The following is a 26,120-nucleotide window of genomic DNA, read 5'->3' on the forward strand; positions in this document are numbered from 1 at the left end:
TGAACTAACTCATCATAACAACGAAACCCTACGAAGAATTGTTCCATGCCCCGACCAAAGCCCCGACCCAAGCACTGCGCCTGGTGCGGCAGGGTAGTCGAACCCGGTCCGACGAATCGTCCCCGCAAGTTTTGCAATCAGTCGTGCCGCCAACGGGCCTATGAACAGCGTGCCCAGCTCGCGGGCACGTCCATCCCAGCCGACTCCGTCATCCTGTCAGCCAGCGCGGCCCAGAAGTTTCACGATGACCTCTTCGAGCTCCGCTGTGCCGCCGAAGACCTGTGCACCGCGGCGCGGGAAGGGGAGTCCGCCGAGGTGTTGGAGGAGTTGGCGTCCGAACTAGAAGGGCTAGCCACCCGCATCGAGCAACTTCGGGGTCGCAGGTAGGAAGGGCTATGCTGTAGAGCATGCGTAAGGGAATCATCACTCTCGCCGTAATTGGCATGGTCGTTGGCGTGCTGATGGCGTTCGGACCGCTGGTTGTGAATTTCTTCAACGATCGCGGGCTCCGCACGGCCGACATAACCGCAGGTGGCGAGCCTGCCAGCGTGGGTGTAGACGGCACGTGGCAGGTGGTGAGCGGCGCCGGAGACAACACCTCACAGGCCGGGTACACCTTCGACGAGAAGCTGCCGGCGGGTACCAAGACCACCTCGGGCCGCACCGAAGAGGTTGAGGGCGAGCTCAAGGTCGTCAACAAGAAGGTGACAGAAGGCCAGGTCACGGTGGATGTTGCCAGCATTAGCAGTGACGTAGAGAAGCGCGACATCAACGTGCGCAACAACATTCTGCATACCGATAAGTTCCCGAAGGCCTCGTTCACGCTGACGGAGCCCGCGGACGTGTCCAAACTGCCGGACAATGGCACGACTGACACGGTGAGCATCACCGGCGACCTGGAGCTGCACGGCAAGAAGAACAAGGTGACCGCCGAGCTGAAGGTTCTGCGCACCGGCGAGCACGTGATCCTGCAGGGCAACATTCCTTTTAAGCGTGGCGACTACGACATTCACACGCCGCAGTTCGTTGCCGCAACGATTGCCGATGAAGGCACCATCGATCTGTTGCTGGTGCTAGAGCAGGTTAAGTAGGCTCGGTCGCATGTCTCCGGAGATGCTCAAGTACTCGCGCATCATGCGCATCGTCGTGCTGTTGTTCTTTATCGGCTATCTGCTGTGGAAGGGCACGGGGCTGACGTATTTCTTCGCCGCGTTCTGTGTGCTGTTCCTGGCCGCCACGTGTTACCAGCTGTGGCAGGCCAGGAATTAGCCGATAATATACATTATGACACTTTAACTTCCCATCACGCTGGACAGCGCCGCACTACCTTCCACAGAGCCCTGCGCCTGCCCCACCGGCCCCTCGCATGTACGCCCCAGCGGTTCGCCGCGGAAACGCTTCAGAATGAAGTCGATACCAAACGCGCCGCCCGTCACCGCCTGAATGAAGTGATTGTATTCACCCACCGGCGGCATGATGTCGTCGCGGTATTCGACCTGCGCGCCCTTTTCGCACCACTTACGCGCTAGTTCCTTCGCCTGGTTGTATTCGACGTTTTTGTCATGACGCCCAGATATCACCATCACCGGCGCCACCGGACGTTTAGTGCCAATGCGCTGACGCTCCATAGCCTCCCGCGCCTCGGGCATGTCATCCAACAGCTCATCGAGCGACTTGCCTGACTTGGTCCACTCGCTAGTCTTCTGGTGGCCGTACTTGTCCGTAATCTCGTTGGTACACATCGTCGACAGGTCCTTGAGCGCCTGCTTTCCCTTGTCGTTCAGATGCTCGTCCAGCAACGGCTGCAGGTGCGGATAACGCTCCAACAGCCCGTTGATCGTAAAGCCGATCGCACCCACCAGGTCAGATCCATCAATGTTGCGCTGCACCGCCTCCAGGTCCGCCGGCGGCGCGGATGCGTAAGCGCCGACCACATTCAGCTCCGGAGCGTATTCCGCCGCCGCTTCGACCGCCGCTGCCGACGCGCCACCGCCCTGCGAGTGCCCGTAGAACGCCACCGGCCCGTCACCCACGCCTGCCGCGCGTGCCGCATCCAGCATCGCGTGCGCCTGGTCGTCGCGGTTCATGTACGTGTGCATTTCCGGCGTTCCCATGCCGATGTAGTCCGTCACCACCACGCGCACCCCCTTGGAGGCGAACACCCAGTCGTAGATGCCCTCCAGGTTCACCAAACGCTTCGACTTGATCGGACCCGGCTGCCCATCCAGCGGCCAGTTTTTACTCGGCGCGCACTGGTCGCCCTGCCCGACCGTTCCACGGCCGATCACCACCGTTGGGCGTGGCCCCTTACCCTTCCACTCCACGACTGGCTCCACGATATAGCCGCTAACCTGGGTTTTCTTCCCATCCGAGGTGGTCGTCGTGTATTCGATCCGGTCCACCGTCTTCGGCATCCTCATGTGCAGGTCACCGAATACATTGGAGTATGCGACCTTCTCCCTCTTCGTCACCTCCGCCGCCTGGGCTGGCGAGATGAAACCGGCAAATGCAATAGCTGTTGCGCATGCGAGCGCTGCTGTCTTTTTGATCATTGTTTTGTTTTAACAAACCAAATACCCCCAATGGGGTAAAAATGAAAAACTTTGCCAAAGGAAACTAAGGGCGTCAATAAGTTAGGTGCATGGACCTCAGCAACATCCGCATCGGCACCGCATCGGCCGGCCTCCAGATCGAAGGATCGCCGCGCCCCAACAACTGGAGCGAGTGGGTCGCCAAAGACGGCACCACCCCGCACCCCACCACCGACCACTGGCGCCGTTGGCGCGAGGACAACCAACTCATGAGCGAACTCGGCCTGCAGATCGCCCGCGTCGGCGTGGAGTGGTCGCGCGTAGAGCCCGAACCCGGCCGCTACGACCACGACGCGCTAAAGCGCTATCGAGAAGAGTTCCTCGACCTGCGCGAACGCGGCATTGAACCGCTGGTCACTCTGCACCACTTCGGCCATCCCGCCTGGTTCGAAGCCACCGGCGCCTTCACCCGCGAATCGAACGTCGAGATCTTCCTGCGCTACGTCGACGTCGTGCTTGACCACCTGGGCGACGTGGTCACCGACTGGATCACCATCAACGAGCCAAACGTCTTCGCCACCGAAGCGTACCTCTTCGGCTCCACCCCACCCGGCCGCGGTGGCCTCGCCAAGGTCCGCCCGTGCCTGCGGAACATGGCAGCCGCACACCTGCTGGCCTACCAGCGCATCCACTCGCGCCTTGACAATCCGCGCGTGACCTTCGCCCACCACCGCCGCGTTTTCGCCCCCATGAACCCGCGCAACCCCATCCACCGCGCATTAACTCCCCTGGTCGAATGGCTTTTCCAAGGGGCAATCGAGCCCGCCTTCTTCGAAGGCCGCTTCCACCCACTCTTCGGCCACCCCGGCGTCGACCTCCCCAGCGGCGGGGTCTTCGCCGATGCTGTCGCCATTAACTACTACTCGCGCACTGCGGTTCGCGGTTTCTCTGACGCCACCTTCCCCAATACCCCCACCAACGACCTCGGCTGGGAAATCTACCCGCCGGGGATTGCTGAGGTCTCCGCCGAGCTCGCGGAGCGCTACCAACTGCCGGTGTGGATCACGGAGAACGGCACCGCCGACGCGGATGAGCGTTTCCGCTGCGCATTCATCCTGGACCACCTGGCGGAACTCTCCCGCGTTCCTGCCGTGGAGCGCTACTACCACTGGTGCTTCGTGGACAACTGGGAATGGTCCGAAGGCATGGCGCAGAAGTTCGGCGTGGTCGACGTTGATCGGCAGGCCAAGCCCGCCGCCCGCCTATTGCAGGCGCTGATCCGCGAAGGCGCCATTACCCCGGAGATCAGCGCTCAATTCAGAGAGGACGGCCACTGATGCTGCACACCCTCACCGCCGCCGAGCGCGAGCCGAAACTGTTCTTCTGGAAGTTCGGCATAGCCTTCTTTGGCTCCGTCATCGCCTGGGCCGGACCGACTCAGCTGTTGCTGGGACTGCAGATGATCGAACTGCGCCCGGATAGCAAAGAGGAATCCCTCGCCCTACTCATGATGCTCGGCGGCGCGACCGCCGTGGTATCCAGCCTGATCACCGGTTATGCCGCCGACCGCAGTTGGTTCTGGGTGAACCGCTGGGGCAAACGACTGCCCTGGGTGTTGCTGGCCGCTCCCCTGGTCACGGTCGGCTTGTTTCTGATGTCCTTCACACCCAGCTTCTGGGTCCTCACCGGACTGTGGTGCCTAGTGCAGGTCTTCGTTGCGTTTGTGACGAACAACCTCATGACAGTCACCGCCGACGTCGTGCCGCAGGAAAAGTTTGGGCTCGTCTCTGGCATTGTCGGCGCCACATACACCTTCGGAATTGTCGGCGGGACTGCTGTCGCAACAGCTTTGCCGATTACGCAGGCTTACTGGGCTGTGGGCGTCATTTCCCTTGTATTCATCTTCCAATTCGCCGTCGGGCGCGGCCACGTTGATTCGCACGTTCGCCCGCATAATTCGCTGTCTGTCACGGTCGGCGACGAAGGGTCCTACCGCAACTATTGGCTGGTTTTCGCCAGTCGCTTCGTGATTCATCTGGCCAATTACACCAGCCTGTTCTACTTGCTGTACTACCTGCGGGATCACATCGGCGTGCCGGATCCAGACGCCGGCGTGCTGATGCTGACCGTGCTGTATGCAGTGTTCACCATCATCACCGCGATTGTCAGCGGCAATGTGTCGGATCGGATTGGCCGGCGGAAGATCCTGGTTGTCGTGTCGGCGTTCGGGGTGGCGGCGGCTACGGGCATGATGACGATCGCCACCGGCATGGGGTTGGTCTGTGCCGCGGCGATTCTGTTGGGTATCAGTTGGGGTGTTTTCAGCAGCGTGGATCAGGCCATGGTCAACGAGTCGTTGCCCAGCAAGAAGAACCGCGCGCGCGACGTGTCGCTGATGTCGCTCACCCAGGGGGTCAGCAACATGTTCTGTGGCGGCCTAGCCGCACTCGCGCTGAGGCATTTTGACTACCCCGGCATGTTCCTCATGTGCAGCATCATCTGCATCGTCGGCGCGCTGATGGTGCTGCCCGTCACCTCTTCGAAGTAGTGGCTAGTACGGCGGTTCCCCTTCGTTGCGTTGCATTATTTCCGCGTTCAACTGGCGCACAACCCGTGCCTTCCGAACCCCGCGTTCTGCGAAGTTCTCGCGAGCGAGAGGACCGTCGGGCGTGGTCACAACCTGGTGGCCGTCACCGTGGGAGGTCCACACCTCCGTGCCGTCTGCATGCAGCGCAACGTCCCAGGTACCAGCCGTTTTGAGCCGGTGATGGGTACGACACAGCAGGTGCATGTTCGCGGTGCTCGTCGGACCGCCATCGGCATGTCGGTGTACATGGTCGACGTCGCACGCGTACCCCGGCACGTCGCATCCCGGGAAACGGCAGTGCCCATCGCGCCCTGTTACTGACGCCCGCAGCAGCTCCGTCGCCTGGTAGCCCTCCGTCGTGGTGTACCCGGGGGCCGCCAGGTGGGTGACTTTCTTGAGCCACTCGCAGCTGGCGGCCTCTGACAACCAGTGATCCTCGGCGAATATTCCGCGAGGTTGCGGGGTGACTGCCTTGTACAGGTTCAGGGTGACTTCGGTAGTGATGCTTTGGTCGAGCATTGCCAGGAAGGCCTCGCCCATGGAGCAGCCACGCTTGGTTGCAGCCGACTTCACGGCTTTGTGCAGTTCCACACCACGCAGACGCGGAACGATGAGGGTGATCGCCGTGGTCTCGTTCTGACCGCGGTCGAAAAAGAGCTCGGGAGCGTTCGTATCCTTTGGCGGGGCTTTATCGTGCGGAGTCGCCAACACGTCCCGATTGCCCACGACCGTCTTCACCTTGTTATAGGCAGCCCGCGGAGTGGGAACATGCTGGTTGGGACGGGTAGGGCTGAGGGCTTTGAGAATCCCTTCCTCAACATGGGCGCGCTTCTCGGGGGCCACAGCCTGGACTGCTTCAGTGATCTGCTGGATGTGGCGGATGGTAAACGCACCGCTACGGAAGAGTTCGTGGATCCGCGGGAATGCGGCAAGCATCAAGCCCGCGTCGGCGTAATTGGCCGCCACTACCTTGCTAATACCGAAGCGCACCGCGATCTTCGATACATGATCGGGAACGAGGTCGTCCGGGGCCGGAGTAGACTGCTCGACCATAGCAAGATGCGTCAGGTTTAAGGTGCGGGACGTGACCGTCAGCGGATCGTCGGAACGCGCGAGACGGTAGTAGGGCTCAGTGGTTTCTGGTGGTGGTTCGGCGGGTGTGGTGGCGTGTGCAGTGGTGTTCATGCGATCCCCTTGTGTGAACTAACACCATACTAGAACACATGTTCCAACTGAGTCAACACTTTTGCCGCATTAAAAGCTAACTCTGCAGTATAACTAGAATGTTCGTTCGAATCTAATCAGACTGCCGAACTCCCCCGAATCATGTAGAAATAGAGGCATGAGCACTTTGGATCTCTCCCAAGAAACCGTCCTTATTACAGGCGCCAGCTCGGGTCTCGGCAAGGAATTCGCCCTCCAGCTGGCAGCCAAGGGTGCGAACCTCGTTCTGGTCGCACGTCGTCAGGATCGGCTGAATAGGATTGCGGCGGAGATTAAGAGGCGTCACAAAGTAAAGGTCGAAGTAATAGCCAAAGACCTATCGGAACACGGCGTGGCAGGCGAGATTTCGTGGGAGCTATCGACGCGCGGAATCACGGTAACCTCACTGATCAACAACGCGGGCTTCGCTAACTACGAATCCTTCAGCGACGTGCCGACCGACAGCCTGCGCGCAGAGATCGCGGTGAACGTCCACGCGCTAGTAGAGCTGACGCACATGTTCCTGCCGCGGTTCGAAGAGCGCGGAAATGGCTTCATCCTGAATGTGTCGTCGATCGCGGGGTTCCAGCCCTCCCCCGGCATGGTGGTCTACGGTGCGACGAAGGCTTTCGTGCTGTCATTCACGGAAGGGCTGTACGCGGAGCGGAAGGGCTCGGGGGTGCGGATCATGGCGCTGTGCCCCGGACCGACGGAGACGGAGTTCTTCCGGGTGGCGGGCAGCGACCGCGCCGACGGCGGTCTCAAGCGCATGAGCAGCCACGACGTGGTCGCAGCGGGCATCGAAGCGCTGCTGCGCAAGTCGCCGCCGCCATCGGTGGTCGCGGGTGCGCGCAACAAGCTGCTGACGAGTGTGTCGCAGCGCATGCCACGGCGCGTGATGACGGAGGTTATGGGCCGGCTGATGAAGCGCTAGCCAGGTTCAGCAAAAGCCGCTCATCGCGCGCCACCAACTGCACACCAACCGGCAGGCCATCGCGCCCCTTACCTGCGGGAATGTTCATCGCGGGATGGCCGGACACGTTCCACAGGGCGGTGTAGGCCACCGACGGAAGGCTGGCGATCTGCGCTGCCAGCATCCCCTTGCCCGTCAGCACACCGGCCCGCGCCGGGCGCGCAGCGACGGTCGGGGTCAGCAGCACATCGACCTCGTCGAACACCCGATCCAGCTGCTCCCCCAGCCGGTCGGAAAAGCTCTCGGCCCAGCGCAGCACCGGCCCCTGCGCCCACACGCCCGCCGCGCGCGTGACTTTGTGGCGCCCCTCGATGCGCTCGGGGTGCTCAAGGTCAGCGATCTCCTTGCGGATCCCCGCGAAGAACTGAGTCACAAACGCCGCCGTCGGATCCTTGTGGCGCAGCGTGTAATCGCGCACGTCGTGGCCCATTTCGCGCAGCCGCTCGGCCATCGCGCGCACGGCACGGACGTGGTCGCGGTGCGGTGGAGTCAGCGGCGTTGTGGGGCGCAGGCTTACGCCGATTCTTAGTGACGCCCCCTCGGATTCGGTCGCGACGGAATCAGACAGGGCGTCAAAAAGAAGGGCGCAGTCGCGTGCGGAACGAGCAATCGGGCCGGCGGTGCCGAGGCGACACCACAGATCCTCCCCTGGCAGTGTGCCGCGGGCGGGCTTGAGGCCGTACAGGCCGCAATGCGCGGAGGGGATGCGGATGGACCCGCCGCCGTCCCCGCCGACGGCAAAGGGCACCCAACCAGCAGCAACGGCGACGGCAGAGCCTCCGGAGGAACCGCCCGGGGTGAAGCGCGGGTTGTGCGGGTTGCGGGTGATGCCGCGGGCCTCGGACTCGGTGAACGGGAAGGCGCCGAAGGCGGGCATGGTGGTTTTGCCCAGGATGATGGCGCCGGCGTTGCGTAGGCGACGAACAATCTCGTCGTCAGCGGCCGCGGGCGTGGGGTTGGCGTTGGTGCCGTAGGTGGTGGGCACGCCGCGGACGTGGACTTCCTCCTTAATGAGCACCGGCACGCCGTGCAGCGGGCCGGGGTCAGTGGAGGAATCGAGTTCGGCGGCGGTGGCCAGAGCCTCGTCGTCGAGCAGCACCGAGATCGCATTGAAGTTCCGGTCCTGGGCGCGGATCCGGCGGAGGGCGCGTTCGATCAGGGGTACGGCGCCCCGATCCAAGGCCGCGGCGCGCCATTCGCTAGCGCTGAGCAATGGTCGCCTTCAGGTTCTCGCCGACGCGCTTGCCGGAGTGGATGCAGCCGCCGAGGAAGGTACCTTCCAGGGCGTTCTTGCCGTGCATACCGCCACCGCCGAAACCGGCAACCTCGCCAGCGGCGTAGAGGCCCGGCAGCACGGAGCCGTCGGTGCGCAGGCAACGGCCGGACAGATCAGTTTCAATACCGCCGAGGGTCTTGCGGGTCAGCACGTGCAGCTTGACGGCGATGAGCGGCCCCTTCGTCTCGTCCAGCAGTCGGTGCGGAGCGGCGCAGCGAACGATCTTGTCGCCCAGGTAGCCGCGGGCGGTGCGGATGTAGTTGATCTGCGAGTCCTTGCTGAACTTGTTGTCGATCTGGGAATCGCGGTCCTCGATGATGCGGCGGATCTCGTGCACGTCGAGTTCGGGCGCATCGTCGTCGGCGATGGCGTTCATGCCCTCGACCAGGGAGCCGAGGTCGTCGGCGACTACCCAGTCCTCGCCATGATCCATGAACGCCTTGACGGCTGGGTGCGTGCCGGGGCCGACCTTCGAGAGCAGGTTCTTGACCTTCTTGATGGTCAGATCCGGGTTCTGCTCGGAGCCGGAGAAGATGAACTCCTTGTCGGCGATCGCCTTGTTGAGGACGAACCACGAGTAACTGTGGCCAGTGGTACCGAGGTGCTTCATGGTGGTGATCGTGTCGCCGCCCGGGATGATGTTGGACGGGAAGCGCTTACCGGTCGCGTCCAACCACAGAGAGGACGGGCCAGGGATGATGCGGATTCCATGGCCAGGCCAGATGGAGTTCCAGTTCTTCATCCCCTCGGTGTAAGCCCACATGCGGTCGGTGTTGACGAGGTTCGCGCCGGCGGTTTCGCAAGTCTTGATCATGCGGCCATCCACGTGGGCCGGCACGCCGGTGACCATGTCGTTCGGGACCGGCCCCCACTGGTCGGTCGGCCACGCGCGGCGCACCAGGTCCAGGTTGCCGCCGATGCCGCCGGAGGTCACTACGACGGCGGACGCGCGCTGTTCGAACTCCCCCACGACCTTTCTTGAGGACGCCACGCCGCGGTCCAGATCGCTAGGTTCCAGCACGCTGCCGCGAACGCCGACGACGGCGTCATTTTCTACGATCAGTTCGTCGACCTGGTGGCGGAAGCGGAACTCGACCTTGCCTTCTGCCTCGGCGGCTTCGATGGGCTCGCGGAAGACGCGCACAACCTCGGGGCCTGTGCCCCAGGTCAGGTGGAAGCGGGGAACGGAGTTGCCGTGGCCGCTGGCGTCGCCGGAGCCGCGCTCTGCCCAGCCGACGGTGGGCAGCACGTTGAGGCCCAGGGACTTCAGGTAGTCGCGCTTCTCGGTGGCGGCGAAGCGAACGTATTCGCGCCCCCAGCGGCGGGGCCAGTAGTCGTTTTGGGTGTCGTCGAACTGCGCGGAGTTCTCCCAGTCGCGCCAAGCGAGTTCTTCGGAATCCTTGACTCCCATCAGCTTCTGCTCGGGGCTATTCACGTAGAACAAGCCTCCCAGCGACCAAAACGCCTGTCCGCCCAGGTTGTTGCGGTTTTCCTGGTCCAGGATCAGGACTTTCAAACCCGACTTCTGCGCCTCGTAGGCGGCGACGAGGCCAGCCAGGCCGGCACCGACGATGATGACATCGGGGTTGGTGGGAGTTGTCACGGGTGTTTCCTCTCGGTTAATCGCCAGTAGTTCTTATTACGCTAAAACTATCTGGCGACCCCCGCGGGGAAATCGCAAAACTATTTAGGGGCGAGTACGAATTGGACACACCCGATGTCATCGGCGGTGGCCAGGGCCTCGTGGAGAGCTAGCTGATAGTCCCAGAGTCGGCGGAAAACCGGGTCGAATCCGGCAGCTGCGGCCTGGCGTTCGCGGGACAGGAAGTTGGCGCGCCACAGGGGCAGCGTCGCGCGCAGGTGGGTGCTGAGGTTGTTCTCGGCGACCACGCGCAGTTGGGTGTGCTCGGCGGCGGCTTCACGAACCTGGCCGACGGTTGGGTATTCCAGGGCGGGCCAGACGTAGGCGCGCATCACGTCGAGGGATTCCCGGGCAGTCTCTCGCATCTCCTCGGTGGCCACGATCGACTGAATGACGGCCAGGCCGTCGTCAGACAGCATGCGGTCGACGGCTTTGAGGTAGTGGCTCAGCCCACCCAGACCCAGGGTCTCCATGCGTTCGACGGAAAAGATAGCCTCATAACGGCCGGACCACTGCCGGGGCGAGGGCACGGGGCCGGGTATGAGTTCCACATTGACCGCTCCCCCGACTCCGGCGGAATGGACACGGGCGCGGACGGCCTCGGCGTGCTCCTCATCGCTGGTCAACACGTCCACCCGAGCCCCGCGGCGGGCGGCCTGCACAGCCAGCTGCCCGCCCGAGGAGGGCATCTCCAATACGCGGTCGCCGGGGCCAACCTCCGCCTCGTCAAGCATCGTGTTGATGCGGCGACGCTGTGCATCGTCGAGGTCCAAGCGCTCCACCGGGTCCGGGTCACCGAACCAGGTAAAGTCGATCCCCTGATCGTGGGCACTGGTGCGAGAGGCGCTACTGAACTGGGCTGCGCCAGTGGCACGCGACGCACCCGCGTAGAGCTCGACAAGGGCCTCCGGTAGCTCCCCCGGCAGTGGACCGCGGCGCTTCGGCGAGCGGCGCGCGAAAAACTCCCCCACCTTGCCTTCGAAAGGCTGGGCAAGCAGAATTCCCAGGATCTCCGGGAGGGGCTCGGCGTTCCATTCGCCGGCCATGTAACCCTCCGCAAGGCCCAACCACCCCTCGGCGACCACCCGATCGATCACCTGGCCATCCCGAACGACCATGTGCGGCACCGAGCCGGCGTCCAGACCAATACCGCGAGAAGACAGCAACGACTCGAGTCGCGAGGTAACACCTTCAGCGCGGCGACTCATGAAGCGGGCGTGCGGGGTGGCAACGAGGTGCGGCCAGCGCTCCTCGTCGATGTACGGCGACGTCATCCTGCCCTCCTTATGCGCTGTGACTCCCCCCGAAGTTACTAGGAAAACCACACCAAACTTCCGAGGCACAACCGAAAGATAAGGAAAATTTCAGATCCGGGGGCTCTCGGTGTGAACGCTACGCAGGAAACAATTAGGATAGTGCCGGATAACAACCATCATTGAGGAGAGAAGCAACTACATGACCAGCAAAACCAACCGCCACCACGTCGTCATCATCGGCGCGGGCTTCGGCGGCCTCTTTGCGGCGAAGAAGTTCAAGAACGAGAACGTCCAGGTCACCATCGTCGACCGGACGAACCACCACCTGTTCCAGCCGCTGCTGTACCAGGTTGCGACCGGCATCCTCTCGGAGGGAGAAATCGCCCCGTCCATCCGCCAGATCCTCGCGGACCAGGACAACGTCCGCGTGGTGAAGGGCGAAGTACGCAACGTGGACATCGCCGAGCAGACCGTGACCGCCGACCTAGGCGGCAAGGATGCCGTTCTGAAGTATGACTCGCTGATCCTGGCAGCTGGTGCCGGCCAGTCCTACTTCGGCAACGAGCAGTTCGCAGAGTTCGCGCCGGGCATGAAGTCCGTCGACGACGCGCTGGAGATCCGTGCCCGCGTGACCGGCGCCTTCGAACGCGCCGAGATCACCAACGATCCGGTAGAGCGCGAGCGTCTGCTGACCTTCGTCGTCGTGGGCGCGGGCCCCACCGGTGTGGAGCTGGCGGGTCAGCTGGCCGAGATGTCCCACCGCACCCTGCGCGACGAGTTCCGTGAGATCGACACCGAGGACACGCGCATCCTGCTGATCGACGGCGGCTCGCAGGTCCTGGCTCCGTTCGGCAAGCGCCTGGGCCGCAAGGCCGCCCGCCGCCTAGAGGACCTGGGCGTGGACATCATCCTGAACTCCCTGGTGACCGACGTTTCCAAGGAGGGCGTGCGCTACAAGGACATGAAGACCGACGAAGAGTTCTTCGTTCCTTCCTACGCCAAGATCTGGTCTGCGGGTGTGGCCGCCTCCCCGCTGGGCAAGCACGTAGCGGAGCAGGCTGGCATCGAGGTCGACCGCGCGGGCCGCGTGCCAGTGAACGCCGACCTGACCCTGGGCGATCACCACAACATCTTCATCGTCGGCGACATGATGAGTAAGGACGGCCTGCCCGGCGTGGCCCAGGTCGCTATGCAGGGTGGCCAGTACGCCGCCAAGACCATTCTGGACGAGATCAACAACGGCACCTCCCACGAGGGCCGCGTGCCGTTCAGCTACTTCGACAAGGGCTCCATGGCCATCGTCTCCCGCTTCAACGCGGTGGTGAAGATGAACAAGGCCGAGGTCTCCGGCTTCCTGGGCTGGGTCATGTGGTTGGTGCTGCACCTGCTGTACATGGTTGGCTTCCGCAACCGCGCTGTGGCTGCGTTCAGCTGGGGCCTGAACTCCGTATCCCGTCGCCGCTGGCAGCTGGTGGCCACCCGCCAGCAGCTGCACGCCCGCAACGCGCTGCGTAAGCTCCGCGAACTGGAGGATAAGGAAGAGATCCGCTCCATCGAGGTGCGCGATAACCTGCGCTTCGGCGAGGGTCGCGACACCCGCGCGGTATCCGACTAGCCCCTACTTATTGGGCTGCATATCCGGCACAACCTGCGTCTTGAGGAAAGTCAGGGCGCAGCGTTTGCCGGTTTTTTCATTCTTGTGCTCGATGCGAAACAGGTGGGTGGTGCGCCCGATGTGCTCGGCCTCGGCGGTGGCGATGATGGTGTCCCCCTTGACCGATGGGCGCAGGAAGTGCGTCTGGTTCGAGGTGCCGACTACGGCCGGGCCGGCGCCTGCAGCAACGAAGCTGGCCATGGAGCCGGCGGTCTCCCCCAGGCTGGCGTACACGCCGCCGTTGGTCACACCCCAGGGCTGCAGATGATCTTCTGTGATCTCGAGGGCAAGCTCCAGCTTGTTCGGCCCGACGGCGCGGTACTGCACGCCCAGGGTGCGGTCGAGGGTGGGGTGCCGAGCCAGCAGCTCGTTGAGGGTGGAGATCTCCTCAGTAGTGAGTTCGCGCTCTGCGGCAACACGGCTTAGTTCAATGAAAATATTGGACATGCGCCTAAGCCTAACCAAGACGTCGCCCTGTAAGATGTAAAACCATGACTACTGCTGAAGGAACCGCCCAAATCGGTGTTGTTGGCCTGGCCGTCATGGGCTCCAACATCGCCCGGAACTTTGCCAACAACGGTCACACCGTGGCCGTCTACAACCGCACCACCGCGAAGACCGAGAAGTTCATGGAGGACTTCGGCGAGACCGGCAACTTCGTTCCCTCGGAGACGATCGCCGATTTCGTTAAGTCGCTGGAGCGGCCACGTCGCGCGCTCATTATGGTGCAGGCAGGTGCTGGTACGGACGCCGTCATCTCCCAGCTCGCCGAGGAAATGGACGAGGGCGACATCATCATCGACGGCGGTAATGCGCTGTACACCGACACGATTCGCCGTGAAGCTGAGATGTCCGAGCGTGGCCTGAACTTTGTCGGCGCCGGCATCTCCGGTGGCGAAGAGGGCGCGCTGAATGGCCCGGCGATTATGCCCGGTGGACCGGCGGAATCCTGGGAGGCTCTGGGCCCGCTGCTGGAGTCCGTGGCCGCGAAGGTCGATGGCACCCCGTGCGTGACCCACATTGGCCCCGACGGAGCGGGGCACTTTGTGAAGATGGTGCACAACGGCATCGAGTACGCAGACATGCAGGTCATCGGCGAGGCCTACCAGCTGCTGCGCTACGGCGCGGGCATGGAGCCAGCGGAGATCGCCGAGGTCTTTAAGACCTGGAACGAGGGCGACCTGGATTCCTACCTGATCGAGATCACCGCCGAGGTGCTCTCCCAGGTGGATGAGAAGACCGGCAAGCCGCTTGTCGACGTGATCGTTGACTCCGCAGGCCAGAAGGGCACCGGTCGCTGGACTGTGAAGGCGGCGCTGGACCTAGGCATCCCCACCACCGGTATCGGTGAGGCCGTGTTCGCCCGTGCGCTGTCCGGCGCCCGCGAGCAGCGCGACGCCACCATCGGCAACCTGCCTAGCGGCGAGCTATCCACCCTGGACGTGCCGAAGGAGGAGTTCATCGAGGACGTCCGCCGTGCGCTGTACGCCTCCAAGTTGGTGGCCTACGCGCAGGGCTTTGACGAGATCAAGGCGGGTTCCGACGAGCACAAGTGGGACGTCGATCCCCGCGACCTGGCCACCATTTGGCGCGGCGGATGCATCATCCGCGCGAAGTTCCTGAACCGAATCCGCGAGGCCTATGACGCCAACGCGGAGCTGCCCTCCCTGCTGCTGGACCCGTACTTCAAGGGCGAGCTGGGCAGTTTGATCGACTCCTGGCGCCGCGTGGTTATCCTGGCTACCCAGCTGGGCCAGCCGGTTCCGGTGTTCGCCTCTTCCCTGTCCTACTACGACTCGCTGCGTGCAGAGCGTTTGCCGGCAGCCCTGATCCAGGGGCAGCGCGACTACTTCGGCGCCCACACCTACCGCCGCACCGACCGCGAGGGCTCCTTCCACACTCTGTGGTCCGGGGATCGCAGCGAGGTCGAGGCGTAATTGTCCCGATCAGAGTTCGGAAAGCTTGGGCTGGATGACTGCATCACCAAGGAGCTTTCCGCCGAGGGGATAACCAAGCCCTTCCCGATTCAGGCGGCCGCCATCCCCGCGGCCGTCGAGGGGCGCGACGTTCTGGGCCGAGGACCGACAGGTTCCGGCAAGACATTCACGTTCGGGCTGCCGATGATTCAGTTGTTGAGGCGGGGGGCGTCCAAACCAAAGAAGCCGCGTGGCGTGGTGCTGGTGCCGACCAGAGAGCTGGCGACGCAGGTGCGCTCGCGGCTGGATCCGATCGCTAACGCAGCAGGTCAGCGACTGCTGGAGGTCGTCGGCGGGGTGAAGATTCAGCGCAACGTTACGGCGCTGGCGCGGCCGGTCGACATTCTGGTGGCCACGCCGGGGCGCGCGCTGGACCTGCTGGGTCAGGGGATGCTGGACTTTTCCGACGTGAAGGTCGTGGCCATCGACGAGGCCGACCAGATGGCCGACATGGGCTTTCTGCCGCAGGTGACGAAGCTGCTGGATCGCATGCCGAAGCAGGCTCAGCACCTACTGTTTTCCGCCACACTCGACGGCGATGTGCAGGTGCTGGTGGACAAGTACATGCGCGATCCGGTGACGCACTCTACGGGTGAAGCCACCGCTAGCGTGGACACGATGAACCACCTGCTGGGTGTGGTGAGCAGCCGCGAGGAACGCAACGAGCTGATCGTGAAGATTGGAAAACTGCGTAAGCGGACTGTAATGTTCATGCGCACCAAGTACGCAGTGGACCGGCAGGTAAAGAAGCTGGTGCGCGCGGGCGTGCCCGCCGTGGGAATCCACGGAAACAAGGGGCAGAATACGCGCCAGTCGGCGCTGGATGGCTTCACGGAAGGCAAGAACTCCGTGCTGGTGGCAACCGACATTGCCGCCCGCGGGATCGACGTGAAGGGCGTGGAGCTGGTCGTACACATCGATCCGCCCGCGGAACACAAGGCGTACGTCCACCGGGCCGGGCGCACGGCGCGCGCCGGGGCCAGTGGCACGGTGGTCACGCTAACCTTCGCCGATACACAGCAAGCCACCGAGAAAATGATGGCCAAGGCGGGCGTGCACCCCACCGTGCTGCCGGGTTCACAGTTGATCGCCGAGTTGAAGAAGATTTAGGAGTCGAATTACTCAAGTGGAAATACTGCTTTCCATAATCGGGCTAGTGCTATTTGTGCTGCTGACGGGCGCTACGGGCCTGTTCGTGGCCGTGGAGTTCGCGATGACGGGGCTGGAGCGCTCCACCATCGACGAGCACGCCCGCACCAAGGGCGACGGCACTGCGAAGCTGGTGCAAAGGGCGCACGGGCAGCTGTCCTTCCTGCTGTCCGGGGCGCAGCTGGGCATCACGATCACTACCTTGGCCACCGGCTATCTGGCGGAGCCGATCCTGGCGAAATTCTTCAACCCGCTGCTGGAGCTAATAGGGCTGAGCGAAGCCGTCGCAATGCCTATCGCGCTGGTGCTGTCACTGATCGTGGCGACGGTGCTGTCGATGGTCTTCGGCGAGCTGGTACCGAAGAACCTGGCGATCACCAATCCGCTGGATACCGCTCGGACGACAATCCGGCCGGTGTGGGCCTTCAACGTGGCGCTGAAGTGGTTCATCAACGGGATGAACGCGATGGCCAACGCGATTGTGCGGAGGCTGGGGATTGAGCCGGCGGACGAGTTGGCGTCCGCACGATCGGCCGAAGAACTATCGGCGCTGGTGCGTAACTCAACGGGCAACGGTGGATTCACCGAGTCGAAGGCGCGGATTCTGGACCTGTCGCTGCGGTTTAGTGACGCCTCAGCGGAGGATGTGATGACACCCCGTTCGACCGTCGAATCTCTGACTGTCGAGGACACCGCACAGGATCTGATCGAGCTGGCGTTAGAGACCGGCCACTCGCGCTTCCCCGTGACGCGCGGGGATCTGGACGATACCGCGGGCGTGGTGCACGTGAAGGACGCACTGACCATTTCCCACGAGGCACGCCCCACCACCACACTGGATAAATTGATGAAGGCCGTGCCCTCGGTGCCGGATTCCTTGAGTGGCGATGACGTGCTGAACCGGGTGCGGGCCGCGGGCTCGCAGCTGGTGATGGTTGTAGACGAATACGGCGGCACCGCCGGGATCGTGACCATTGAGGACGTGGTCGAGGAGATCCTCGGCGAGGTGTGGGACGAGCACGACGACGCGGAAGAGGACAAGGAGGTCCGCAAGGCGGGCACCAGCTGGGAGGTTTCCGGGCTGGTGCGCACCGACGAACTGCCGGATGCGGTGGGATACACCGCGCCGGATGGCGATTATGACACGCTCGGCGGGTTGATCATGGCCACGCTGGGTCGCATCCCCACCGAGGGTGACGAAGTGCTGCTGCCCGACGGCTGGCGCGCCACGGTCAAGGAGATGGATAACCGCCGTGTGGATAGAGTCCTGCTGCGACCGCTGACCGAGGAGGAGGCAAACTAATGAGTGACATTTGGGCCATAGTTCTCGCCGTCTTCCTGCTGGCACTCAACGGGTACTTCGTGGCGGTGGAGTTCGCACTGATTTCCTCGCGCAAGGATCGCCTGGATTCCATGATCGCCGCGGGCAACAAGCGCGCCGAGCGGGTGCAGTACGCCGCGGAGCACCTGTCGATCATGCTGGCGGGCGCGCAGTTCGGCATCACCATCGCTTCCCTGCTGCTGGGTAAGGTCGGCGAACCCGCGATCGCGCACCTGATTGAGGCGCCCTTCGAGGCACTGGGAATGCCGCCGGAGTTGTTGCACCCGGTCGGCTTCACGATCTCCCTGCTGCTGGTGACCATGCTGCACATCATCCTGGGCGAGATGGTGCCGAAGAACATTGCTCTGGCCGGGCCGGAGACCGTGGCGACGTTCGTGGTGCCCCTGCACCTGCTGTTCGTGAAGGTCACGAACCCGATCATGCAGCTGCTGAACTGGATCGCTCGCCAGACGCTGAAGCTGATGGGCGTGGAACAGAAGGACGAGCTGGACTCCACCGTCTCCCCGTCCGAGCTGGCCAGCATGATCCAGGATTCCCGCTCCGAGGGGCTCATCGCCCCCGAGGAAGCCACCCGGTTGAACAAGGCGCTGGGATCTTCCCGCCGCACGCTGGACGAGGTGCTGATTCCCCTCGCCGACGTGCATTGCATCCTGCAGGAAGGCCCGCGCATGCAGGTCGCGGCCGTGGAGAAGGCGGTGCAGGAAACCGGGTACTCCCGCTTCCCCGTCACCGACAAGAGGGGCAAGTGGATCGGCTATGTCCACGTCAAGGACGTGCTGGACAATCTGGTGGAACCCAACGGGCAGCTGGACACCACAGACATTCGCCCGCTGCTGCGGGTAAAGTCCGGCTCCAGCTTCGACGTTGCCATGCGAAACATGCGGCGCACCTCTAGCCACATCGCCGCGGTGGAAGGTACCAATGGCCAGATCATTGGCATGATCACGCTGGAGGACATCATCGAGGAGCTCGTCGGCACCGTCCGCGACTGGACCCATGACTGAGGTACTGCACGACTGGCGCGATAGACAGGCCGCCCACCGGGAACGCGTACAGCGCCTAACTGAGGGTCACCGCCAGCGCCGCGCGGAGGGTGAACGGCACCCGGTATGGGATTTCATGTTCACCTACTACCCCATTACTCCTGGGAAGTTGAGCCGCTGGCATCCGGGCGTCAATAAGGGTGTGGTGTGGGACGGCAACGACGACCTGCCGCACTACAAGGACCACTACGTGCGCCGCGGCGATGTGTGGACCCTCGACGTGGAGCGGCACCTGGCAGCGCGGGGCAAGACGGTGCGCTATATCGCGCGTCTGCTGGAGGCAACGTACCGGCACCCGCCCGTGCTCGGCTGTTTCGGGCTGCACGAGTGGGCGATGGTCTACAAGGACACGCCACGCCACCCCGAGCCTTTGCGGCTGGGTGCGGCCGGTACCGACGAGGTTGTTGAGGCTTCGCAGTTGAAGTGCACGCACTTCGACGCTTATCGCTTTTTTACGGACGCCGCCGCGCCCCGCAACGCCCACACCCCAACGCGCGACGCGCAGCCCCAGTTGGAACAGCCGGGCTGCCTGCACGCCACCATGGATCTGTACAAATGGGCGACAAAGCTGGGGCCGCTGGTGCCCGGCGAGGTATGGCTGGATAGCTTCGAGCTGGCATGCGACGTACGGCGGCTAGACATGGAGGCATCGCCGTATGACCTGCGCGAATGGGGGTTCGAGCCCGTGCGGATCGAAACGGCCGCGGGACGGGCGGAGTACGTGCAGCGACAAAAGGGGCTGATGGATCGCGGGCAGCGCCTGCGCAAGCAACTGCTGGCCTACACTGGATAGAAAACTACCGGGAGGATTCAATCGTGGCACGTCACGCAAGCGGGAAGCAGAACTATCGGATCGCCGGATGGATCTGGGCTGCGTTGGCGGCAGTGATTGTGATCGCAGTGATGGTGGTCGGGTGGATCGTGCTGGCGCGCAACAACCAGGATCAGCTGGCGGCGCCGGAATGCCCGCAGGGGGATTTCGTGGTGCAGGTGTGGGCTGCGGATACCGCTGGATTGCAGCCGAAGGTCGACGAGTTTAACGAGGCCAACGAGGTCCAGTTGGACCACTGTCTGAAGGCGGAGGCGGTAGAGAAGCCGGATGCGGAGGCCATTGCCGCGTACAAGGCATGGGGTGAGGGCGGTCATCCGGGCGCCGCGCTGTGGCAGCCGGCGGATCGGCAGAAGGCCGACGAGGCCTTGGCGGTCTCCAAGGTGGAGATCGGAGAAGAGAAAAATGGTGTGTTGGCCCCACAGTTGCGGGACAAGGCACTGCCCGAGTTGGATCAGCGGGCGCGGGGAGCTTTCTTAAGGCAGTTCTAGGTCTAAGCCATGCGGCGACGGCGGCGCTCGGCGAGCTCGTCGATAGCCGCGTCCTGGACGACCTTCTCAGAGGGGAAGGAAGTAATCGTGCCGGTGAGTTCCTTCATCAGCCCCGGGACAGCGATGCCGAATACGCCCTGGCCACCGTTGAGGAGGTCGATGACTTCCTCCGAGGAGCGGCACTCGTAGACGGTGTGGCCGTCGGAGACAAGGGTGATGCCGGCGAGGTCGTCGACGCCCAGGTTCTCCAGCTTTTCTACCGCCTTGCGGATGTTCTGCAGGGAGATGCCCGTATCCAGCAGGCCCTTGACGATCTTCAGCACCAGAATGTCGCGGAAGGAGTACAGGCGCTGGGAGCCGGAGCCCGCGGCGTTGCGGATGCTCGGCTGCACCAGCTTGGTGCGTGCCCAGTAATCCAGCTGGCGGTAAGTGATGCCAGCTACCTGGCAGGCGATCGGCACTCGGTAGCCGACCTCGTCATCGGGGCCATGGACGTCGAAAAGGGCATCCTGCATGGGAAAGACTCCTGGTGTAATTTCAATTCTCTTCTAAAGATTAGACCGGTTCGCGACATAGTCAACCGCTAGCCGAGAATTACTTTAACACGAGTCACAAAAATCACACGTGTAACAACACGCGTGTCATTCTTTCAACCAGTCGTCGAGGTCGCTAGATAGACCCAGGCCCTCCCACATCTGTTGGAAATCGGAGTCTGCGTTGTCGCTGGCGCTGAAGCCCATCTCCGCCGGATCCCAGTCGAGGAGGAAGTCCACCTGGTCGCCATCCTCGTCCACCTGCTTGAGCTTCGCTTCCAGCTCTTCCACCCAGGCGGGGTTCACGCGGATCAGTGCGCTTTCCACTCCTGGAGCCACCCGCACGTCGAAAAGCACACCCGCGTGCCACAGAGGTTCCAGGGTGGAAGGACGGAGGTCGATGTAGCGTTCGGACTCCCCCTCCTCCAGCACCAGGCCGGCGGTCATCTGACCGCGGGAGTTGGTGGCGATGCGGGCAAACCAGGGGTCGCGCGCCTCGTCGTTTTTGAGGATATTCGCCAGTACCTCGGCATCCGTGGGGCGCCCGCCCAAATCCACCGTGGGTTCTACCCAGATCGGCAGGATGTGGGTGCGTTGGGGCGTCATAAAGATAAGGCAGTCAGCCACCGGACTGCCGCAACCAAGGGCGCTGGCGACCGCGCGGCCGAGAAAGACGACCTCGGTGCCTTTGCCGTTATCCAAGGTTGCCCTTCACCAGAGCGGTGTTGAGGGAAATGATCAGCGCGGACATCTCGCGGGCGGTTTCGGCGGAGCGCTGCTTTGCGTTCTCGTCGCGACCGTGGGCCAGCGGGTCGGCGATGCGGGACACCATGTCCAGCTGGCGGTTCGCGATGGTCAGCAGCGACTTCAGGTGGCGATTATCCAGCCCGTGGTCGGTCAGGTTCTGCGCGATCTGTACGATCTCCACGTCGTCGACCGAGTAGAAACCGGCCGGGTCAGCAGTGATCAGCCCCATGCGGATGAGTGCGCCGGTGAAGGAATCCTGCACGTTGGCACGCGCCGTGACGTCCGCGCGGGTCAGTCGGCGGGACTGGGCAGCGCGCATCTGTTCGGCGGAAATGGCGCCGGGGGCGGACTTGCGGGCGGCGGTCACCGGGGTGACCTTGCCGGAATCCATTGCCTCCAGGCGCTGGCGGATAACCTTCAGCGGCAGGTACTCGTCCCGCTGCAGGGTAAGGATGTAACGCAGCCGCGAAATATCCTCTGGCGAAAAGCGCCGGTAGCCGCTCTGCGAACGGCGTGGGCTAACCAGCCCTTCGGATTCCAGGAAGCGGATCTTCGAGACGGTGACGTCCGGGAAGTCCGGCTTCAACTGCTTCAGCACATCGCCGATGGACGAGGTGGGAAGAACCGCACCGGCTGGGGCGGAGGAAGGGGCGGGAGCGCTAGCGTGGCTTCTCTGTGCGCTCACTTTTCTTTAGGCTTCCTTCGAACCGTTCAGGAACACCAGGCGGAACTTACCGATCTGGATCTCGTCGCCGTTAGACAGAACGGAGGAGTTCTTCGGCTCCCGGTTAACGTAGGTGCCGTTCAGGGATCCGACGTCGACGACCTCGTACTGGTCGCCATTGCGGCGGAACTCTGCGTGACGGCGGGAAACGGTGACATCATCCAGGAAGATGTCGCTATCGGGGTGGCGGCCAGCCGCGGTGGTCTCCTGATCCAGCAGGAAGCGGGAGCCAGCGTTCGGGCCACGCTTCACGACCAGCAGCGCGGAGCCCTCGGGAAGACCCTCCACACCGGCGGGAGAGGCATCGTGCTGAGAACCAGACTCCATCTCCTTTAGAAGGTCTGCGCGGAAGACCGACGTGGTCTCGACAGATGCCTCCGGCACTCCGGTGTTATCGCTCATGGCTTTAAAGTCCTCTCATTCGAACTAATCGGTTCGGCTTTAACAATACGTCTAACAATACCCTAAAGCAGTTAGCGGAACATCTGAACGATAGATCCCATCACAGACCCCCCGGAGGAGGACAGCGGGTTGTCGTTCACCATGTAAGTCCACGTTGCGCTGGGCTTATGCAGACCCAGGTCGCCCAGTTGGGCACCCTCGGCGGTAATCTCGACCTCGTCAAAAGTCTGGCGGGCCTTTTCCACCGCGCGCTCGGCCAACTCGCCGAAAGCGGCGATAGACATGCGGTGGAACTCGTCGATCGGCGATTCGCGGGCGATGGCGCGCAGGTGGATCGACTCGCGCACATCGTCCAGGTAGGCCAGGTGCTCCGACCACTCGTTATCCAGGTGGAAAAGCATGATCTCGCGGGCGGCCTGCTCTAGTACTTCCTCGCTGATGCCCTGCTTCTTGAGCTCCGCAGCGCGGTCGACATTGTGGTAGCTCAAGTCATCCCAGGCTGCGGCGGTATCCAGCAAGGTGTCGCGACGGTCGTTTACGATGTCGCGCTGATCCTTGATGAGCTTGTTGTACTTCCACGTGGTGGCATGGATGTCCAGCATCTGGCCCTCGGTCACGCGCTGGCAATGGTCCACGAACTGCAGAACCTTCTTCTGCGGCAGCAGGCCGTCGTCCTCAGGCTGAGCCTGCAGCTCCTCCCCTGCTCCGCCGATAGCGACCACGTCGTCTTCCAAGGAGACAAAGAACACAGAGCTGCCCGGATCGCCCTGGCGGCCTGCGCGGCCGCGGAGCTGGTTATCCAGGCGCTGGGAACGGAAGCGCCCCACGCCGACGACATGCAGGCCGCCGGTCTCCACGACCTCGTCGCGCTCTGCTTCGTCGGTGCCACCCAGCTTGATGTCCGTGCCGCGTCCGGCCATCTGCGTGGAGACGGTTACGCGCCCCGGACGACCGGCTTCGGCGACGACGGCCGCTTCGGCCTCGTGGTTCTTCGCGTTCAGCACGGAGCATTCCACGCCAGCGGATTGCAAAGCCTCGGCCAGTTCTTCGGATTCCGCGACATCCTGAGTTCCCACCAGCTGCGGCTGGCCGGTCTTCTGGATTTCGATGATGTGCTTGACCACTGCGTCGTTGCGCTCGGCGGCGGAGACGTACACCCGGTCGGCCTCGTCGAAGCGGACGTTCGGCACGTTCGGCTCGATCACGGAGACCTGCAAGTTGTAGAACTGGCGCAGCTGGTCGCCCGCGGCCAGCGCGGTGCCGGTCATGCCGCACACCTCGGGGTACATGCCGACCAGTGCCTGGATCGTGACCTGGTCGAGGATGCGACCGCCGTCGGTGACGTCCAGGCCCTCCTTGGCCTCCACTGCGGCCTGCAGGCCGTCGGGCCAGCGCTGCAGTTCGGCGACGCGTCCACGGGAGCCGTCAATAAGAGCAACCTTGCCCTCACGCACGATGTAGTGCACGTCGCGGATCAGTAGGTGCTCGGCGTGCAGGGCAACGTTGACCTGCACCAGCAGATCGCCTTCGTCCTCGTAGAGGGAATCCACGCCCAACTGCTTTTCCACGAAGGCCGAGCCTTCGTCGGTCAGGAAGACGTTGCGGTGATCCTCGGAGATGTGGAAGTGCTTGTCTTCCTCCATCCGCTTGACCAGGTCGGTAATGCGGCCTGCGGGCGCGGGGCCTGGTTCGGAACCGGCCAAGACCAGCGGCACCAGGGCCTCGTCGACCATCACCGAGTCTGCCTCGTCGATCACGGCCACGTCTGCCGGGGTGCGCACCTGGTCGGAGCGGCGGGTAATCAGCTGGTCGCGCAGCACATCAAAGCCAAGCTCGTTGATGGCGCCGAAGATTACGTCGCGGGAGTAGACCTCGCGCCGCTGGTCCGCGGTCAGGTCCTCGTTGATCGCGCCGTGGGACAGGCCGAAGAAGTCGAACATCGGGCCCATCCAGTCGTTATCGCGACCGGCCAGGTAGCTGTTCACCGTGATGACGTGTACGCGCTTGCCCTGCAGTGCGAAGCCCACGGCGGCCATCGCGCCGGCCAGGGTCTTGCCCTCACCGGTGGCCATCTCCACCACGTCGCCGTGCAGCAGGCGGTAGGTGCCCTGCATCTGCACGTCGAAGGGCTCCATGTTCAGGGTGCGGCTGGCTACCTCGCGGAGAATGCCGAGCAACGCTGGAGCGTCGTCTACCTGCCCGCCGAAATGGTGGCCATCCTCGCTAGTGGATTGTTTGGTGACGACGTCCGAGGCGGCGTCGCGAAGCTCCTCATCGCTTAGCCCCGAGTAGCGCGACGAGTCGGCCTGAGCGACCACGGCCCGGCTTTTCTTCTGATTCTTCTTCGGGGAAGATCCCATTGCCTTCCAGAACCAGTCAAATGCCATGAATGTGCCCTTCGAGTGAGAGATGTAAAAATGTACTGACCACGTTAACCGACTAATGGCAAGAGGCGATCCATGACCCGCACGATTCGCTCCGTTCACGTGACAATTCCCACCGAAAATGGCTGGCAGTTGGCAGGAACGGTGGATATGCCGCGAGATGTGACGATGGAGGAGGCACCCCGGCGGGCGGTCGTCGCGCACTGCTTTACGTGCACGCGCAGCGCGATTGGGGTGGCGCGCATTTCCAAGGCGCTGGCGCGGGCGGGGTATGCGAGCCTGCGATTCGATTTTGCGGGGTTGGGTGATTCGGAGGGGCGGTTCGAGGAGACGACGCTGGCGACGAATGTGTCCGACGTGCAGGCTGCCGCCGAGTGGTTCGGCGGGGCGGAGTTGTTGGTGGGACATTCGCTGGGAGGCACCGCGGTGCAACGGGCGGCGGCGGCGATTCCTTCGGCTGAAAGCATCGTAACCATCGGCACCCCTTTTGAGCTGCGGGATACCGCGAAGCGCGCGCCGGAGATCATGCACATGTTCGAGCGCCAACGGGAGCTTTCTTTGGGGCAGGCGCTGCTGGATGAGCTCGCCACGGCCGATTTTGCCGATACCGTTGCCGCTGTTTCTTCTAGTGACGCCACGTCTCTGGTGCTGCACTCCCCCGATGATCTGGTAGTTCCAGTGGCAGAGGCGCATGCGATGCGGGAGGCTTTGCCGAAACCGGATTGGGTGGCGTTGGAGGGCATGGATCACCTGCTTTTGCAAAGAGGATCCGGGCAGCGAGTGGGCGAATTCATCGCAGCATGGGAGAGCTTGCGCCTACAGTAGGGGCATGGCTGAAGAAAAACTGACTTTTATTCCGACCGCCGACCTGGTGGACATCATTGGTAGCGACGTGCGCAGCTGCGATACGCAGTTCCGCGACCTGGGCGGTGTGGTGGAGTTCTGCGGCAAGATCACCACGGTGAAGTGCTTCCAGGACAACGCGCTGCTGAAGAAGGTGCTGCAGGAGGATAACCCGGGTGGCGTGCTAGTGATCGACGGCGATGCGTCGATGCACACCGCACTGGTGGGCGACATCATTGCAGGCATGGGCAAGGATCACGGCTGGGCCGGAGTGGTGGTTAATGGGCCGATCCGCGATTCCAAGGTGATCGGCCAGATGGAGTTCGGCTGCAAGGCGCTGGGCACCAACCCGCGTAAGTCCACCAAGACCGGTGAGGGCGAGCGCGACGTGACGGTGAGCTTCGGCAGCGTGGACTTTGTCCCAGGCGAATACATTTACTGCGATTCGGACGGCATTATCGTTACCGACAAGGCTGTGCAGCCGGTATAAGCAGGGGATTTCATAACGGCGATGGGAGTGGGGTAACCTATCGCC

General features: G+C 63.2%; 26 protein-coding genes. 15 read left to right on the forward strand and 11 right to left on the reverse strand.

Annotation, left to right across the window (positions count from 1 at the left end):
* The first annotated feature begins 45 nt into the window (after positions 1 to 45).
* Genes CRD15_RS09265 through CRD15_RS09275 form a run of 3 tightly spaced genes read left to right on the forward strand, consistent with a single transcriptional unit; the run spans position 46 to position 1,269 of the window.
* Positions 46 to 387: a hypothetical protein gene (locus CRD15_RS09265; protein ID WP_187402382.1), complete on the forward strand. Its 342-nt coding sequence runs from the start codon at positions 46 to 48 to the stop codon at positions 385 to 387.
* Positions 388 to 407: 20 nt separating this feature from the next.
* Complete coding sequence (locus tag CRD15_RS09270) at positions 408 to 1,091, forward strand: YceI family protein (protein ID WP_187402383.1); 684 nt, start codon at positions 408 to 410, stop codon at positions 1,089 to 1,091.
* A 10-nt stretch (positions 1,092 to 1,101) separates the two neighbouring features.
* Positions 1,102 to 1,269, forward strand: a complete 168-nt coding sequence (locus CRD15_RS09275; RefSeq protein WP_187402384.1) for a hypothetical protein — start codon at positions 1,102 to 1,104, stop codon at positions 1,267 to 1,269.
* A gap of 23 nt (positions 1,270 to 1,292) precedes the next feature.
* Here CRD15_RS09275 and CRD15_RS09280 read toward each other — a convergent pair whose 3' ends face one another.
* A complete protein-coding gene (locus CRD15_RS09280; protein WP_034981920.1) occupies positions 1,293 to 2,552 on the reverse strand; it encodes an alpha/beta fold hydrolase in 1,260 nt (419 codons plus the stop codon).
* A gap of 89 nt (positions 2,553 to 2,641) precedes the next feature.
* Between CRD15_RS09280 and CRD15_RS09285 the strand changes: the two genes are divergently transcribed.
* A complete protein-coding gene (locus CRD15_RS09285) occupies positions 2,642 to 3,868 on the forward strand; it encodes a glycoside hydrolase family 1 protein (RefSeq protein WP_187402385.1) in 1,227 nt (408 codons plus the stop codon).
* Positions 3,868 to 5,079, forward strand: a complete 1,212-nt coding sequence (locus tag CRD15_RS09290) for an MFS transporter (RefSeq protein WP_034974330.1) — start codon at positions 3,868 to 3,870, stop codon at positions 5,077 to 5,079. The genes CRD15_RS09285 and CRD15_RS09290 overlap by 1 nt, the downstream gene beginning before the upstream one ends.
* A 3-nt stretch (positions 5,080 to 5,082) precedes the next feature.
* Here CRD15_RS09290 and CRD15_RS09295 read toward each other — a convergent pair whose 3' ends face one another.
* Positions 5,083 to 6,303, reverse strand: coding sequence for an HNH endonuclease signature motif containing protein (locus CRD15_RS09295; RefSeq protein WP_187402386.1), 1,221 nt, complete (start codon positions 6,301 to 6,303; stop codon positions 5,083 to 5,085).
* 157 nt (positions 6,304 to 6,460) lie between these two features.
* Between CRD15_RS09295 and CRD15_RS09300 the strand changes: the two genes are divergently transcribed.
* Positions 6,461 to 7,255 carry an SDR family oxidoreductase gene (locus tag CRD15_RS09300; RefSeq protein ID WP_034967761.1) on the forward strand — a complete coding sequence of 265 codons (795 nt, stop codon included), beginning with the start codon at positions 6,461 to 6,463 and terminating at the stop codon, positions 7,253 to 7,255.
* Here the strand turns inward: CRD15_RS09300 and CRD15_RS09305 are convergent.
* From CRD15_RS09305 to CRD15_RS09315, 3 genes are all read right to left on the reverse strand, one after another.
* Complete coding sequence (locus CRD15_RS09305) at positions 7,230 to 8,507, reverse strand: amidase family protein (protein WP_187402387.1); 1,278 nt, start codon at positions 8,505 to 8,507, stop codon at positions 7,230 to 7,232. The two genes, CRD15_RS09300 and CRD15_RS09305, sit on opposite strands and share 26 nt — an antisense overlap.
* Positions 8,494 to 10,173 (reverse strand): FAD-binding dehydrogenase, encoded by a 1,680-nt coding sequence (locus tag CRD15_RS09310; RefSeq protein ID WP_187402388.1) that lies wholly within the window; start codon positions 10,171 to 10,173, stop codon positions 8,494 to 8,496. The genes CRD15_RS09305 and CRD15_RS09310 overlap by 14 nt, the downstream gene beginning before the upstream one ends.
* Before the next feature lie 80 nt (positions 10,174 to 10,253).
* Positions 10,254 to 11,486 (reverse strand): class I SAM-dependent methyltransferase, encoded by a 1,233-nt coding sequence (locus tag CRD15_RS09315; RefSeq protein WP_187402389.1) that lies wholly within the window; start codon positions 11,484 to 11,486, stop codon positions 10,254 to 10,256.
* A gap of 181 nt (positions 11,487 to 11,667) precedes the next feature.
* Between CRD15_RS09315 and CRD15_RS09320 the strand changes: the two genes are divergently transcribed.
* Positions 11,668 to 13,083, forward strand: coding sequence for an NAD(P)/FAD-dependent oxidoreductase (locus CRD15_RS09320; RefSeq protein ID WP_034967751.1), 1,416 nt, complete (start codon positions 11,668 to 11,670; stop codon positions 13,081 to 13,083).
* A gap of 3 nt (positions 13,084 to 13,086) precedes the next feature.
* Here CRD15_RS09320 and CRD15_RS09325 read toward each other — a convergent pair whose 3' ends face one another.
* Positions 13,087 to 13,569 (reverse strand): PaaI family thioesterase, encoded by a 483-nt coding sequence (locus tag CRD15_RS09325; protein WP_187402390.1) that lies wholly within the window; start codon positions 13,567 to 13,569, stop codon positions 13,087 to 13,089.
* Positions 13,570 to 13,613: 44 nt separating this feature from the next.
* Here CRD15_RS09325 and gndA point away from each other — a divergent pair, with 44 nt between their 5' ends.
* Genes gndA through CRD15_RS09355 form a run of 6 tightly spaced genes read left to right on the forward strand, consistent with a single transcriptional unit; the run spans position 13,614 to position 19,952 of the window.
* Complete coding sequence (gndA, locus tag CRD15_RS09330) at positions 13,614 to 15,059, forward strand: NADP-dependent phosphogluconate dehydrogenase (RefSeq protein ID WP_034981915.1); 1,446 nt, start codon at positions 13,614 to 13,616, stop codon at positions 15,057 to 15,059.
* Positions 15,060 to 16,208, forward strand: a complete 1,149-nt coding sequence (locus CRD15_RS09335) for a DEAD/DEAH box helicase (protein ID WP_187402391.1) — start codon at positions 15,060 to 15,062, stop codon at positions 16,206 to 16,208. It abuts the gene before it with no gap.
* A 16-nt stretch (positions 16,209 to 16,224) separates the two neighbouring features.
* Positions 16,225 to 17,550, forward strand: coding sequence for a hemolysin family protein (locus CRD15_RS09340; protein ID WP_034993919.1), 1,326 nt, complete (start codon positions 16,225 to 16,227; stop codon positions 17,548 to 17,550).
* Positions 17,550 to 18,593, forward strand: a complete 1,044-nt coding sequence (locus CRD15_RS09345; protein ID WP_187402392.1) for a hemolysin family protein — start codon at positions 17,550 to 17,552, stop codon at positions 18,591 to 18,593. Before CRD15_RS09340 ends, CRD15_RS09345 begins: the two co-directional genes overlap by 1 nt.
* The gene (locus CRD15_RS09350; protein ID WP_187402393.1) at positions 18,586 to 19,425 is read left to right on the forward strand and encodes a 3-methyladenine DNA glycosylase; all 840 of its coding nucleotides are present in this window, start codon (positions 18,586 to 18,588) and stop codon (positions 19,423 to 19,425) included. The genes CRD15_RS09345 and CRD15_RS09350 overlap by 8 nt, the downstream gene beginning before the upstream one ends.
* Positions 19,426 to 19,448: 23 nt before the next feature.
* Positions 19,449 to 19,952 carry a hypothetical protein gene (locus CRD15_RS09355; RefSeq protein WP_187402394.1) on the forward strand — a complete coding sequence of 168 codons (504 nt, stop codon included), beginning with the start codon at positions 19,449 to 19,451 and terminating at the stop codon, positions 19,950 to 19,952.
* Positions 19,953 to 19,954: 2 nt separating this feature from the next.
* Here the strand turns inward: CRD15_RS09355 and CRD15_RS09360 are convergent, their stop codons facing one another.
* The 5 genes from CRD15_RS09360 to secA2 form a co-directional block, all read right to left on the reverse strand.
* Positions 19,955 to 20,467 (reverse strand): MerR family transcriptional regulator, encoded by a 513-nt coding sequence (locus CRD15_RS09360; protein WP_034967731.1) that lies wholly within the window; start codon positions 20,465 to 20,467, stop codon positions 19,955 to 19,957.
* A 126-nt stretch (positions 20,468 to 20,593) separates the two neighbouring features.
* The gene (locus tag CRD15_RS09365; protein WP_034967728.1) at positions 20,594 to 21,187 is read right to left on the reverse strand and encodes a hypothetical protein; all 594 of its coding nucleotides are present in this window, start codon (positions 21,185 to 21,187) and stop codon (positions 20,594 to 20,596) included.
* On the reverse strand, positions 21,180 to 21,917 hold the full coding sequence (locus CRD15_RS09370; RefSeq protein WP_034967726.1) for a MerR family transcriptional regulator: 738 nt from the start codon (positions 21,915 to 21,917) through the stop codon (positions 21,180 to 21,182). Before CRD15_RS09370 ends, CRD15_RS09365 begins: the two co-directional genes overlap by 8 nt.
* Positions 21,918 to 21,923: 6 nt before the next feature.
* Positions 21,924 to 22,358 carry an oxoglutarate dehydrogenase inhibitor Odhl gene (odhI, locus tag CRD15_RS09375; protein ID WP_005294594.1) on the reverse strand — a complete coding sequence of 145 codons (435 nt, stop codon included), beginning with the start codon at positions 22,356 to 22,358 and terminating at the stop codon, positions 21,924 to 21,926.
* 71 nt (positions 22,359 to 22,429) lie between these two features.
* Positions 22,430 to 24,745 carry an accessory Sec system translocase SecA2 gene (gene secA2, locus CRD15_RS09380; protein ID WP_034976595.1) on the reverse strand — a complete coding sequence of 772 codons (2,316 nt, stop codon included), beginning with the start codon at positions 24,743 to 24,745 and terminating at the stop codon, positions 22,430 to 22,432.
* A 72-nt stretch (positions 24,746 to 24,817) separates the two neighbouring features.
* Here secA2 and CRD15_RS09385 point away from each other — a divergent pair, with 72 nt between their 5' ends.
* The gene (locus tag CRD15_RS09385) at positions 24,818 to 25,567 is read left to right on the forward strand and encodes a S9 family peptidase (RefSeq protein ID WP_034993907.1); all 750 of its coding nucleotides are present in this window, start codon (positions 24,818 to 24,820) and stop codon (positions 25,565 to 25,567) included.
* A 4-nt stretch (positions 25,568 to 25,571) separates the two neighbouring features.
* A complete protein-coding gene (gene rraA, locus CRD15_RS09390) occupies positions 25,572 to 26,075 on the forward strand; it encodes a ribonuclease E activity regulator RraA (RefSeq protein ID WP_034967717.1) in 504 nt (167 codons plus the stop codon).
* The last annotated feature ends 45 nt before the right edge of the window (positions 26,076 to 26,120 follow it).

The organism is Corynebacterium sp. LK28 (genome assembly GCF_014335105.1).
In the GTDB taxonomy this organism is placed as follows: Bacteria; Actinomycetota; Actinomycetes; order Mycobacteriales; family Mycobacteriaceae; genus Corynebacterium; species Corynebacterium macclintockiae.